This is a genomic window from Mesorhizobium sp. M0816, assembly GCF_040320005.1.
Lineage (GTDB): Bacteria > Pseudomonadota > Alphaproteobacteria > Rhizobiales > Rhizobiaceae > Mesorhizobium.
On the sequence record NZ_JAMYOT010000049.1, the window covers coordinates 1 to 13,091 of the forward strand.

Annotated in this window: 13 protein-coding genes and 1 pseudogene; 6 read left to right on the plus strand and 8 right to left on the minus strand. The window is 59.6% G+C overall.

Features of this window, described 5'->3' with window-relative positions; genetic code table 11:
- From NKI17_RS34305 to NKI17_RS34325, 5 genes are all read right to left on the minus strand, one after another.
- Positions 1-1,278 (minus strand): sugar ABC transporter ATP-binding protein (locus NKI17_RS34305; protein WP_352907611.1); only part of this gene is annotated, 1,278 nt, incomplete at its 3' end.
- Between the two features lies 1 nt (position 1,279).
- Positions 1,280-1,546: a hypothetical protein gene (locus NKI17_RS34310; protein ID WP_352907612.1), complete on the minus strand. Its 267-nt coding sequence runs from the start codon at positions 1,544-1,546 to the stop codon at positions 1,280-1,282.
- The gene (locus tag NKI17_RS34315; protein WP_352907613.1) at positions 1,513-2,250 is read right to left on the minus strand and encodes an ABC transporter permease; all 738 of its coding nucleotides are present in this window, start codon (positions 2,248-2,250) and stop codon (positions 1,513-1,515) included. The genes NKI17_RS34310 and NKI17_RS34315 overlap by 34 nt, the downstream gene beginning before the upstream one ends.
- Positions 2,247-3,287: an ABC transporter permease gene (locus NKI17_RS34320; RefSeq protein ID WP_352637577.1), complete on the minus strand. Its 1,041-nt coding sequence runs from the start codon at positions 3,285-3,287 to the stop codon at positions 2,247-2,249. Before NKI17_RS34320 ends, NKI17_RS34315 begins: the two co-directional genes overlap by 4 nt.
- Positions 3,288-3,420: 133 nt before the next feature.
- Complete coding sequence (locus tag NKI17_RS34325; RefSeq protein WP_023680812.1) at positions 3,421-4,446, minus strand: sugar ABC transporter substrate-binding protein; 1,026 nt, start codon at positions 4,444-4,446, stop codon at positions 3,421-3,423.
- Positions 4,447-4,595: 149 nt separating this feature from the next.
- On the opposite strand from NKI17_RS34325, the gene NKI17_RS34330 reads away from it, so the two are divergent.
- The 3 genes from NKI17_RS34330 (at position 4,596) to NKI17_RS37220 (ending at position 6,614) form a co-directional block, all read left to right on the plus strand.
- Complete coding sequence (locus tag NKI17_RS34330) at positions 4,596-5,345, plus strand: GntR family transcriptional regulator (RefSeq protein ID WP_352622040.1); 750 nt, start codon at positions 4,596-4,598, stop codon at positions 5,343-5,345.
- Complete coding sequence (locus NKI17_RS34335) at positions 5,332-6,111, plus strand: SDR family NAD(P)-dependent oxidoreductase (protein ID WP_352648450.1); 780 nt, start codon at positions 5,332-5,334, stop codon at positions 6,109-6,111. The genes NKI17_RS34330 and NKI17_RS34335 overlap by 14 nt, the downstream gene beginning before the upstream one ends.
- A 380-nt stretch (positions 6,112-6,491) precedes the next feature.
- Entirely contained in the window at positions 6,492-6,614 is a 123-nt protein-coding gene (locus NKI17_RS37220) for a hypothetical protein (protein WP_502894702.1), read from the plus strand.
- A gap of 119 nt (positions 6,615-6,733) precedes the next feature.
- On the opposite strand, the gene NKI17_RS34345 is transcribed toward NKI17_RS37220, so the two are convergent.
- Positions 6,734-7,702, minus strand: coding sequence for an oxygenase MpaB family protein (locus NKI17_RS34345; protein WP_352797384.1), 969 nt, complete (start codon positions 7,700-7,702; stop codon positions 6,734-6,736).
- A 131-nt stretch (positions 7,703-7,833) separates the two neighbouring features.
- On the opposite strand from NKI17_RS34345, the pseudogene NKI17_RS34350 reads away from it, so the two are divergent.
- Positions 7,834-7,911: pseudogene (locus tag NKI17_RS34350) on the plus strand (short-chain dehydrogenase); the annotation flags it as partial.
- Between the two features lie 84 nt (positions 7,912-7,995).
- On the opposite strand, the gene NKI17_RS34355 reads toward NKI17_RS34350, so the two are convergent.
- Entirely contained in the window at positions 7,996-9,471 is a 1,476-nt protein-coding gene (locus NKI17_RS34355; protein WP_352797386.1) for an ROK family protein, read from the minus strand.
- A 36-nt stretch (positions 9,472-9,507) separates the two neighbouring features.
- The gene (locus tag NKI17_RS34360; RefSeq protein ID WP_352571725.1) at positions 9,508-10,413 is read right to left on the minus strand and encodes a tagatose-bisphosphate aldolase; all 906 of its coding nucleotides are present in this window, start codon (positions 10,411-10,413) and stop codon (positions 9,508-9,510) included.
- A 282-nt stretch (positions 10,414-10,695) separates the two neighbouring features.
- On the opposite strand from NKI17_RS34360, the gene NKI17_RS34365 reads away from it, so the two are divergent.
- Positions 10,696-11,601, plus strand: coding sequence for a sugar-binding transcriptional regulator (locus NKI17_RS34365; RefSeq protein ID WP_352907615.1), 906 nt, complete (start codon positions 10,696-10,698; stop codon positions 11,599-11,601).
- Positions 11,602-12,092: 491 nt separating this feature from the next.
- On the plus strand, positions 12,093-13,070 hold the full coding sequence (locus NKI17_RS34370) for an ABC transporter substrate-binding protein (protein WP_352571727.1): 978 nt from the start codon (positions 12,093-12,095) through the stop codon (positions 13,068-13,070).
- Positions 13,071-13,091 lie beyond the last annotated feature (21 nt).

The following is a 13,091-nucleotide window of genomic DNA, read 5'->3' on the forward strand; positions in this document are numbered from 1 at the left end:
CGCGAGCGCCACTATGGAGCCGACACCAGGGACCGTCATCAAGCGCCGGCAGGTAGCATCGCCCCTGGCGATCGCCAGCACTTGTCTGTGCAGGTGCGCAAATGTTTTCACCTCAAGCTTCTCGATGTATGGCGTTACCTTGTGTCGCACGAGGCGGTCGGTGAGGAATCCGAGAAGTGCCGAAAGGGGGCGCCACACTGCAATTCCAGCATTTGACAGCACCGAATGCATCAAGACCAGACCTTCGCCCTTTCGATCTTCGCTGACGTATCCCACACGATGCGTGTGGATGGCTTCGCCGACCGACCTGATCTTAACCGGCTTCCCGTCGATCTCGACGGTACCAGCCGTCAGCGGAAACTGACCCAGGATGCATTTTGCAAGCTCGGTCCTTCCGGCGCCCACGAGGCCATAGAGGCCCACAATCTCGCCTTGTCGGACATGCAGATTGACGTCCGAATGGCCTAAAGATGTTTCAATGTTCTTGAGCTCGATGGCCGGAGGAGCCCCAGTCGAGTTGCGCTCCCGCCAGCCGCCTTCACCCTCGGCCCGGCCGATCATCAATCGGACAATGTCTTGCCGCCCCAGGCCCTCCATTGGCCGGCTTTCACAGGCATTCGACCCATCCCTCAGCACTGTGACGCTGTCGCAAAGCTCCTGCGCTTCTTCCAGCTTATGGCTGACAAATAGCAGGCTGGCGCCTTGGTCTCGCAGCTTTCGCAAAAACGAGAATAATAGATCAGTTTCACTCGAGGTAAGTGATGCGGTTGGTTCATCCAGGAGAAGCACTCGCGAGCGCAGAGACAAGGCCTTGGCGATTTCGACCAGCTGCATCTTGGCGACGCTAAGGCGCGATACCGGGGTTCTTGGGTCGATGTCTAGGCCGAGGGCCTCAAGCCAACGCGCGGCCTGCTTGTTCAAGTCGGCATAGTCCACCGGCTTTAGCAACGAAGCCCCAAGTTGCTCGAGATGGATATTTTCCGCAACAGAAAACCTCGGGATAAGATTCCGTTCTTGATGTACGACGCCAACACGATGAGCGATGGCCTCGCGCGGCGAGCCGAAATGAACCTCTTGGCCCTCCAGGATGAGGCGGCCGGCATCGGGGTGGTGAACACCGGTAATGATCTTGATAAGCGTTGACTTCCCTGCGCCGTTTTCGCCGAGCAAAGCATGTATGGAATGAGTTTTAAGTGTCAGGGAAACGCCCTTTAGGGCCTTTACGCCTGGAAAGGACTTCTCAATGCCCAGAGCCTGGAACGCTATCTCGCTCGCCATTTCAGAGCCTCTTGAGATTTCGTGACAAACGACTTTCGCGAAAACGATTGGCGCCGACTGCCGCCAAGATCATTGCGCCCAGCACGACCTGCACGAGGAACGGGTCGATGTCGAAAAGCACTAGGGCTTGTGTGATTATTGCAACGATCACCACCCCGAGCAGCGTAGCGGGCACGCTGACGTGTCCGCCGGCCAAGACCGCGCCGCCGATCACGGGCGCGGCAAAAGACAAAATTAGCCAGTCGTCGCCGATCGTCGGTTGACCCATTTGTAAACGGCAACAAGGAGAAGACCGGCAAGCGCTGCAAGAAACCCCGAAAGGGCGTGCGCGATGACAACTGTATTTGCAATCGATATTCCCGACAATTCTGCGGCATGTTGATTGCCGCCGACTGCCAAAATAAACCGCCCTATGGGTTGCCGATTAAGCATGAACCACAAGGCTAGCCCGACAGCCATGGTCGGGAGCATCAACCAAGGAATGATCCCGAAGATCGCGCCCTGTCCGATGGATTTCACGCCGTCTGAGATATCATAAAAGGGTTGGGCATGTGTGATGCCCAAATTGATGCCCTTGTAAACGGACAGGCTGGCGAGGGTAATTACGAACGCCGAAATGCCAGTTCGGGCGATCAGAAATCCGTTTATTACGCCGCATATGACCCCGAGCGACAGCGCGGTTAAGGCGGCAAGGGATGCGGGCACGTGCCACGCGTCCATCATGCCGGCGAAAACAATAGCGCAAAGACCGCCGATAGCCCCGACAGACAAATTCATCTGACCGATAGCGATGATGAGCATTTGCGAAAACGCGATCAGGCCATTTACTGCAATTGCGAGCAGCAGCACCTGAATATTCAATGGCGATAGGAATGATGGGTTGAAGCCCCCCACGATCGCAACGGCGACGATCGTAACCAGCAGCGGCCCAAACCAGTCGCTCCGCACGGCGTTGGCGAAGGAGCCGTTCATGCCATGTTCCTCCGGGCCAGAAAGGTTCGGCGTGTTTTGTCCATCAATACCGCAGCCAGCAAAAGCAGACCCAAAAAGCTCTGAATCCAGAAATCGCCCAGCTGTAATAGAAGCAAACCACTAGTCAGCATCGTCACCAGAAACGCACCTAGGCACGTCCCCAGCACCGATGCCTTGCCGCCCGCCAAAAGTGTTCCCCCCAACACAGGACCAAGGAACGCGATGAGCAGCCAGTCCTGTCCGAGTTGTCCCGCCATTGATGGGATCGCCGCTCCATTGCGTGCGACTAGCATCAGAGCCGCGCAGGCGGCGAGCGCGCCAGACAGCATGTGGCAGTATATGAAGATGCGCCCGACATTTATGCCGGACATCTCCGCCGCTTCGGGCTTGGCGCCAGCAGCCAGCATCTCCCGCCCAACCGCTGTCAAATTATAAAGATATCCTAGAACCAATGCAGCCATGAGGCTAACCAGGAGGAGCGGAGAGAAAAAACCCAACAGCTTGATGCGTCCGAACGCTGCAAAGACGGGTGGCAGAGCGCGATAGGATTCTGCACGCGTCAGGAAGATCATTACGCCGAAGAAAATGCTCATTGTCGCGAGCGTGATGATGAAGCTGTGCAATCCTGTGCGAACGGAAGTCCATCCGTTGATAAAGCCCAGCAAGGCGCCAAGGGCCACGGCTGAGAGAATTGCGAGTGGCCACGGAAGCCCGACGACCTCAATGAGATAGCCGCAAGTCATTGCGGCACAAACGCCGATCGCCCCTACAGCAAGGTTCAACCCCCCAGTTATAACGACGACCATCATGGCCAAGCCGATCATGATGTTGACGGCTGCGATACGACCGAGGGTGAACAAATTGAAGGCCGAAAAGAAACCCTCTGTTGTGAATTTGAAGCCCAGCGCAAAGACCACAATGAGGGCAATGAGCCCAAACTCATTGGTCAGATAGAATCGCGTCTCGGTGGCATTCCTGCGCGGCTTGCCGACGATGTCGCCACTGGGACCCTTCGCCGGCACATCTGAATAAGACATGGTTTCGCACCTTCAATGGCTAGGCTGCCATCTTATCAGGCCTGGCTCTGGGTCACGACAGACACCGTGCAATTTGGTTGGACGACCGCCGGGTCTGCTTGAACGCAGCCCGGCGGCATTGGCGGAAGTCTCGTTACTTGCAGGTCAGATAAGTCGCCTGGAAGGTTTCAAAGAGCTTCTTGGTCGTGTCGCGCATGGCGTCAACATAAGTGTCGATTTTGTCGGCCGCGACATAGACGGTTCCCGAGTCGATGAACTTGTCAGTGAGGGCATTCTTCTTAAAAGGCGCATCGGTCTTGACCGCGCAACCCGAACGAAGCTTGTCGAGAACGAAAGTGCCGATATAGCCTTGGCCATACGGATTCTGCAGCATTGTGCCATTCACAAAGCCATCCTTGATGGCCTTCAACACAACTTGATCGTGATCAATGGCTACCATCTTGATCCGCTTGTCGCCGATCTTTCGGACTGCGTTCGAGGCTACAACCGCAGGGACCCAAGCGGTCGTGATGATGCCATCGACGTCGTTGGCGTGAGCTGCCAGGTAGGCATTAATCTTTTCCTCGGCTGGCTCGGGCGCATCAATGTCAGCGATGACCTGGACGACCGTTGCGCCTTCTTCCTCCGCCGCTTTTTTGACGGCGTCGATGCGAAGCTGGGTATTCGGATCAACAAGGAAGCCGGTGAAATGAGCAATGCGCTTCTTGGTGCCCGTCAGTGTTTTCAAAAGCTCCTTGGTTCCAATGTATGCTGAATTGCCAGTGTCGGTGCCGAGGCAGAAGGTTGCTGAAGAAGGATCCTTGAAGCACCCTGCGCCGCCGATGACAGGCGCGCCATTGGACACGAGCTCGTCGACGGTACTGACCGATCCGACGGGGTCACCTGGGAAAATCAGAAAGCCGTTATAACCCTGGGTCAAAAGGCTCTCGAGCAGCTGGTTCTGCTGGCTGAGTTCCCACTTTTGCGGCACCTTATAGTCTGCTGCGGCCAGGCCAAAATCCTTGGCAGCATCCTTACCGGCTTGCTCCCACGCCGCGAAGTAGGGGTGCGGACCTCCGGGAACCAGCGCAATTTTTGAATCTCCAGCGGCGAAGGCGGACCCCACGCCTATTGCGGATAGCAGTCCAATCGCGAGCACGCGACGCAAATAGTTCGACATCAAAACTCCTCCCGTTGAGAGCGCCGCCTTCCCGCTTAAAATTGTCGAGACCGCCAGCGCAAATGCCTTGCATTCACCGCAGAAGTTCTAGTACACTTGTATACAAGGTGCAACTGCTTTTTTGTTGATGGCATTTTTCGGAGGACATTGTGCAAGAAGGCGAGCGGAACGCGATATCGCGTTTCGACCAGAATGGAGCGAAAGCCATGTCTTCCGGATTGGCTGAACTAGACGTGTTTTTGAACCGGCGCAGTTCGGCGAGTGAGCAAATTTACTCCGTCCTGCGCGAGGCAATCGTGCGTGCGAAGCTCTTGCCGGGCGAATCGATTAGTGAAAACGCGGTGTGTCGCCAGTTCAATGTGTCTCGCACACCTGTGAGGGCAGCGATCCAAAGATTGGCCGAAGACGGACTTGTAAGTGTCTTTCCGCAGCTCGGCAGTTTTGTTTCGCAAATTGATATCGTCAGCATCCAAGACAGCCATTTTGTCCGCCGTTCTCTGGAAACTTGCCTTCTTCGCGAAGTTGCGCCGCGTTGGACGCCAGCGATGAGCGCTGAAATGCGTTCACTGGTGGCGGCTCAAGAACGGAGTATCGCTGAGGGCGATATTGACGGATTTCACGACAATGACGAGAATTTTCACCAATTGTTTGCGTCTTTCGCGCAGCGACCGGGAGTTTGGACGACCATCCACGCTGCTAAAGCCAAGCTGACTCGCTTTATTCGTTTCTCCGGCAATGCCGCACGGTTTGCGGTTGTGCTGCAGGAGCATTTGGCAATTCTGGATGCGCTGGATGCCAATGACGGACCCGGTGCGGAAGCCGCATTGGTCGCCCATCTCGATAAAATCTTTGTCCTTTTCGACGCGCATGCGTCGGAGACACGTCATGCCGCGGTCTGACCAAGCAATGGAGAATTCCCGCTTGCAATCGCTAGAAGGAAAAACCGCTGTCGTAACTGGAGGCGCAGGCGCTATCGGCTCCGCAATCGCAGTGGAACTGGCGCGCGCCGGCGCTCAAGTAGCAGTCCTGGATCTGCTCCCCAAGGCCGCAGAGGCGCTGGCGTCGCGGATAGGGCATGGCGCCGTTGCCGTCGGTGTTGATCTGGCAGTTGAGAGTTCAACGCGCGCGGCGGCGGAGAAGGTTCTTCAGCACTTCGGTTCGGTCGACATTTTGGTCAACAATGCTGGCATTCTGTCGAACCACAAAATGGCAGATACCTCGATCGAGGAATGGCGAAGGGTCAACATAGTCAACGTAGAAGCCGCATTCCTTCTCGCCCAGATATTTCTTCCAGGGATGCGGTCGAAACGGTGGGGTCGGGTGGTCAATATCTCCTCCTATGCCGCCAAAAGCGGAGGCTTGACCGCAGGGACGGCGTATTCAGTTTCGAAAAGCGCGATGATAGGGCTGACCTTTTCGATTGCCCGCGAGACCGCTGGCCAGGGCGTAACCTCGAATGCAATTGCCCCCGCCTACGTAATGTCGCCGATGGTTTCCGAACAGCTCAACGACGAACAGCGCGCGGCCCAGCTTGCTCAAATCCCGGTCGGGCGATTTTGCGAACCTCAAGAAGTCGCCCACACCGTTTCATTCCTCGCGTCACCTCTAGCCGGGTTCATCACGGGTGAGGTTATCGACATGAACGGTGGTCTCCATTTCGATTGAGCTGCATACAATGGAAAATCGTCGTTCTTACGCCAATTTGGCGCTCGCATCAGCCGGTGTCCAAATTCATCGGTACGATCGACGGAGTGTGACGCCCGGAATCGTGCATCTCGGTATCGGCAACTTCCACAGGGCCCATCAGGCAATCTATACGGTGATTGCTTGGCCGCGGGACAACTCGATTGGGGCATCATTGCAGCCTCCCCCGGAGTTCGGACACGCGGGACGCGCTTGCTCCCCAAGATGGTTTGTACACAGTTGTCAGTCGTCAAGATGAACAGACGAGCCTTCGGATAGTCGGTTCTATCGGCCATATTCTTGTCGCACCGGAGGGCCCCGCTCAGCTGCTGGAGGCGCTCTTTGACCCGCGGATCAGGATCGTGACTTTGACAGTCACCGAGAAGGGCTACACGGTCATCTCGGGCGGCGGCTCCGGCCACGAGCCGGCCCATGCCGGTTTTGACGGTACCACGGCTTCACTGTTGCCGGCAGCCGTCCGGTAGTTTGTTCGCATCTGCTTGGCGGGCCTCCGTCACGCCCCACCGTCCAGTGGGCTATCGAGTTCGTGCCTTCAAGACGCGTTAACTAGAAGCTGAACGTCTGCACGACGCGGGCCTGACATTTAGGTCAAGGAACACTGTCCGGTTCTGTGTAAGTTTTCGGATGCCGTTCGGCGATAGAGATAGCTCTCGGAAAGGCCGAGGCGGCGGCACGACTGGACGGCTGGTGATGAATGAAGCGCGGTGCTGTCGCAAATTGCAGCCGTCGTCTTCACAACAGCACGCTCCCACGGCTTCAAGGTCCAGCGGTCGCCGAGTTCCAACCGCTTGCGGACCCATTGGGGTAGGATCTCGACGGCCGCCTTCAGAAGCGGCCGCTGAAGGGGTCGAGCAACTCCCGGCAAGGCGGGAACTTCTTCCATGATCTGCAGGAACTCCGAGACGATCGGCGACGCGACGAGTCTTTGCCTCATCACGTCGAACAGCGCGTAAAGCTCGGCCTGAGACGTGGGCGCGCCGACGGCCCCATAGAGAAGTGCGACGGGGCGAGCCTCAGCAAACATCGCGTCCCGTTCGAAAAAATGCAGACGATGCACATAGATGTGATAGGCCTCCATGAAACCAAACGCGGCCGTCGCTTGCACCCAGTCCAGCAGCTCCGGGTCGGTGGCGTGGTATGGCTCGCCTTCGCTGGTTCGACCTGAAACGCGCCCATGCATCCTGACCACATCTTCAATCATGGCCTTAGCCTTGGATCGGGGGCCGTAGACCGTGACCAAGGCAGCGAGGCCCGTACGCTGCAATCGTCGGAGCGCGAGAGAGCGGAAGCTGCTGTGCTGCCAAATGGCGTCGCGAACCCGCGGCTCTGCCAATTCGAGCAGCACCGCCGTTACCCCGCCGATGAACACCGCAACAGGGTTCTTAAAAATGCGCCAGGACACCGAGTTGGGTGGTAACAGCGCCGGCTCGCCTTCCGGAGTCGAGAAGTCCATCTGAGATCCGAGCCGCTGGCGCATGAACGACTGGGCAAGAGTGTCCACACGACGCTCAAGCGGGCGAGGCAGAGAAATGATGCCCGAGTTGCGAAACATGGTACGCCTCGAACTACTGAGAATAGCAAGCGTTAGACCTGTGGCTGGCGGATGCAATATGCACGAACGTCTTTGGTCTTCCCGTCGTTCCAAATCATCCTCGCGCGAAGCCGATGAACCCTGCTTGATCTGCCCTGTTGCCGATGATGGAGCAAGGCTCGGGCGTGGTCATCCATGTCACCTCGATTCAGCGCGAGCTTCCGCTCCCGGCATCAAAATCAAGAGCACGAGTGAATCACGCCGCGGACAAGTCGCGCGCGGATCATCATTTCAGGCGCGCAAGCTTCGCCTGCCTATGTGTCAATCGTCGCCCGCAGCCATTGCGTGATGGCATCGAAAGCGATTGGTTTCGTCGTATCGACATCAAAGAGCGGTCCACGCCGCAGCGGCTCGGCGCGCTTGGCCAGCTCGATCAGCTCGGGGACATAGGCCGCCCCGGGGTGGCCAGCGGGACGCTGGTCGAGCCGTGCGCGATAGCGCTCGGCAAGAACCTCGCCGGGTGCATGACACCAGATTTCGGCGGTCCGCTCGACACCAGCCCTTCGCAGGTGATCCTCGAGCACCTGGCGCGGCTGGAAGCCGAACCAGGCATCGACGACAACTGTTGTGCCCGCGGGAGCTTCGCCGACGACCGACCAGATGGCTTCATAACTGGCGCGACCGAGCGAGCGGTTGAATTCACGATCGCCGCCGCCGAGCACTTCGAGGAACGGGTTCTTAATGGTATCGAGCGTAAGCAATGGCCACCCTAGGCGGTCGGCGATACCGCGCGAGACCGTGCTTTTGCCGCTGGCGGGGATGCCGTTGACGAGCACGGCGCGCTGGCCGGGCACGGCACGCCGGCCCGGGTTGAGTCCAGCGGATGGCGAGGTCACCGGCGAGGCCGTAACCGCCGCCTGCCCTGCCAGCGCTTGCAGACCGGCGCCGATGACGCCGGCGTCGTCGCCGAGTTGCGCCGGTTCAACAGGGCATTGGTACCAGGGAGCCAAGGCCGGAGCCTTGGCAAGCGCCTGATGGGCCGCCTGGCCAAGTCCGCCGCCGAGCAGCACCAGATCGGGGGCGAACATCGCCACCGCTGTATCGATTGCCGCACGCAACGGTCTGGCCCAGGCTTCCAGTATCCCGCGCACTGGCGTGTCGCCGCTCGCATCCCGGGCGAAAAGCTGATCGACCGAGATATCCGGACCGAGGCCTGCGCGTGAGATGTGACGGCCAAGTGCTGTACCGGAGCTGGTGGTTTCAACGCAGCCGCGCCGGCCGCAGACGCAGGCTTCGCCGTTGATATCGACGGCGATATGGCCGAGCTGCCCCGCCGTCCCCTTGCCGCGCACGATCCGCCGGTCCTGTACGACGGCGCCGCCAATGCCGGTGCCGATGGTGAACATCACGATGTTTTCGTGACCCATGGCGGCGCCTCGAGCCATCTCGGCGACCAGTGCCATGTTGCAATCGTTGTCGATCACGACGGGCTTGCCCGCCAGGCTTTCCAACCGTTGTGCCGGGGAGACCGAGGCGAGGTTGACATAGCCTCCGGACAAGACGGCGCGACGCCGCGCATCGACGCGTCCCGGGACGCCGATGCCGATGGCGGCAACCTCTGGAGAATCGAGCCGGCGCGCCATCTCGGCGATCCGGGAGAGCATGAGCGCCGGGTCCAGCGCGCTCTTTTCCGACATGCGGTCAAGGATTTCGCCTGTGCCGGAAATGCGGGCGGCGCGCAGATTGGTGCCGCCGATATCGATCCCGATGGCCATCGAACTATGAGGCATGACGTCCCGTGTGTGCCCGGTGTGAACGGCGAATGGCTAAGCGGCTTTCTGCCGGTAGTTTCCGATCACTGCCTGAAGCTCGTGCAATCTCGACACTGCGATGGTCTTAAGCCTTTCACGCTGAATATCGCGGTCCAGCGAGATGCAGTCCTTCCACAGCGACCGGCCGGCGATCACGCCTGACGCGCCGTTCTTCATCGCGATCTCGACCTGGCCCAGGAAGGTCGTGTGGTTGACGCCGGCGGAGAGGACCGCCCACGGCACCTCGCCAGCCATGCTGGTGATCCTGGCGCAGGCTTCCGGCGTTCCGGGATAAGGAAGCTTGAGGACCTTTGCCCCACATTCCAGCGATATCCGTGTGCCCTCTTCGACAAGCCAGGGGATCTTGGCCGCATAATCTTCAAGGCTTTCGCCTTCGAGTTGGTAGGTCAGGAATTCGACGACGAGCAGCAGGTCCTCTTCCCCGAAGTCGGCGATGCACTGGCGCAGAATGGCGACGTTATGCTCGTTCGCCTCCGGTCTGTCGGCCCTGAGATAGACCATGATCTTGCCGCCGGTGCCACCGAGTTCGCGGACGCGGCGCGCGTCGATGTCGGGAACGAGGCGCGACAGCCGGTAGCCGGCGGGCGAGACGTCGAAGCCCGAGGCATCGAGGCCGATGAGCAGAGCCGTATCCCGGTTCAGCACCCCTTCATCGACAACCCGCGGCACCGCGCAGAGCGGGTCGAGCAGCACGCAGGATGCCTGGCTGGCGAGGTATCGCGTGATGTCCGCCTTGGTGTCGCCGAGCATGTCGTTGGTGATCTTGGCCTGTTCGGCAGGGTCCGACGCCAACAAGGTCCGCATGCCGCCGCGCTGGTCACAGGCGATGGCCATCATGGCCCCGTCCTTGCCGCATATCTGCTGATAGCCCCGCAACTCCGCCGTCGTCATCTTTGTCATGGTCTTTTGTCCGATGTTGGCGCCCATTCACCAGGGCGCAGATCCGTGGAACAAGAAATGTTCAGTTTTTGCCTGCCTGCCGGCAGGAAGGTTTGCCGCTTTGATGCGCTATCGAACCGGGAAATCTGGCTTGGCCGCAACGTTCGGTGGAAACGAACCCGAGTTGCGAGTCTGCCGGAATTGCGCGATAACTCCCATCGGTTGATGGGTCTGTAACACATTGCTGAAAGGAATTGCAAGCTGTCTGTCCCTCCCGTACAAGACGCGGCCGCATCGCGGACGATGCTGCATACGGTCGCCAAAATGCACTACGAGGCGGAGATGCCGCAGGTCGATATCGCGCGCCGGCTCGGTGTCTCCACCGCCACCATATCGCGTCTGCTGCAGCGGGCGAGGGCAGAGGGCATCGTGCGGATCGAGGTTCTCGACCTTGTGACGCCCGAGGACATCACCAGGCAGTTGATTGACGGGTTGGGGCTGCGCGACGCCGCGGTCGTCGAAACGCCGGCAGCCGGGGCGCTGACGGCGCTCGCCGCACCGCTCGGCGCCTTGCTCAAGCAAGCGGAACTGACGGCCGGCTCGGTGGTTGCCGTTGGCTGGGGGCGAGCCATCCGCGAGGTGATCCGGGCAGGCCTACCGCGCATTCCCGGGGTCCTTACCGTCGCTGCCACCGGCGGCATGCAGCAGCAGGCGGCGCATTTCCAGATCAACGAGTTTGTACGGCTGGCCGCCGAAGAGTTCGGCGGGACACCGCATTTCATTCATGCGCCCTATCTGCCGTCCACCGAATTGCGTCAGGTCTTCCTTGGCGATGCGGCCATCCGCGACAGCGTCGCGCTTTGGGACCGGACCGACGTTGCGATCGTCGGCATCGGCCTGCCCCATGCCATCAACCCGCCCGAGGCGAGCGCGGCCACATTGAGCGAACAGGCCCTGTTTCATGCGGCTGGAGACGTCATCCGCCATTACTTCGACGCCGAAGGCACCCTTATCCCGTGGGAAGGGGAGGGCCGGATGATCGCAATGTCGCCGGCCCAGCTTCGAGCCGTCCCCTTGGTCATCGGCGTTGCCGCCTCGCAGGAGAAGGCGACGGCCATCATCGGTGCCGTCCGCGCGAGACTCATCAATGCCCTGATAACGGACACGAAAACGGCGCAAGCCATCCTCGTGGCTCTCGTGCCTCGATAGAAGGCGGATGCGCGACATCCGGCGCGCCTGATCGATCCTGAACCGATCGACGCCACGCGGTCCGTGACCCTGGCGCTGCGAAATCGCCTGTTGTCTCGTCAGGGACTTGGGGGCAATAGTCTGCCGTGCGGGCCCTGCGGAGCAGACAGATGTTGTCCGGTTTGAAAAGCGTTCCGGCCAGGGAAGTACCCGGTTGCAACTTCTTTCAGCAAAGTGTTACAACCTTACAGCTAGGCGCGCATGCGCGCCGAGCGGCGCGGTTCTCTGGACCTTGCGGATGTGAGGAAATGGGACTGCGGGCATCAGGGCTGGTCGGTTTCGACTGGCTGATCTAATGACTGGGGCGCCTTGGGAGGACCTGCCCGTAACAGCAAGCAGGCGAAACCCGTTTCCCGGCCGTCAGCGCATTACGATTTGTAGCCTGACAGATTGACGGCCATTCCCGATATCAATCGCAACGGCAAATCTGCCAACATTATGAGGAGGATGTTATGAAGAAGATCGTTGCCGCCCTGGCGGCTCTCGCCATCTGCGCAACGGCGCTGATCACGCCCGCTTTGGCGCAGGACAAGAAGTTCACCGTTGCTCTCGTTCCGGGCCTTACCACCGACGGCTTCTACATCACCATGCGCAAAGGCGCCCAGGCGGCGGCCGATGCCCTTGGCGTGACCCTGGTGTTCCAGGGCGCTTCGGATTTCAATCCGGTAACGCAAGTTCCCGTGCTTGACGCGGTCATCGCTAAGAAGCCAGACGCGATCCTGATCGCGCCAACCGACAAGGTTCAATTGGTCGAGCCGCTCCGCAAGGCCAATGATGCCGGCATCCCGGTGATCACCGTCGACACTTTCATCGGCAGCGGCGTCTACCAGACCGGTGCCGGTGAGGCGGATTTCCCGCTGTCCTATATTGCTTCCGACAACATTCTGGGCGGCGAGATCGCCGCGCGGGCATTGGTCAAGGCCATTGGCGGCAAGGGCAAGGTCTATGTTTCGAACGTCAAGCCCGGCATTTCGACCACCGATCAGCGTGAAGAGGGCTTCAAGAAGGAAATGGGGAAGCATCCGGACATCACCGTGCTCGAGACGCAGTTCAATGACGACGACGCCAACAAGGCTGCCTCGCAGCTCCAAGCGACGTTCGCGCGCAACTCCGATCTCGTTGGTGTGTTCGGTGCAAATCTGTTCTCGGCGATCGGCGCGGCGAACGGCGTCAAGCAGGCAGGGCAAAGCGGGACCATCAAGGTCGTCGCGTTCGACGCACCGGTCAGCATCGTCGACAACATCAACACCGGCTTGGTGGACGTTGCGATTGCCCAGCATCCGGCCGAGATCGGCTATTTTGGTGTCGTTTCTGCCTATGCCCACCTGACCGGCCAGTCGATCCCGGTTGCGATCGGCACCGGCTTTACGATCATGGACAAGTCAAACATCGCGGACCCGAACATCTCGAAGTACCTCTATTCCGAATGATTCCAACCAGCTTGGTCCCCT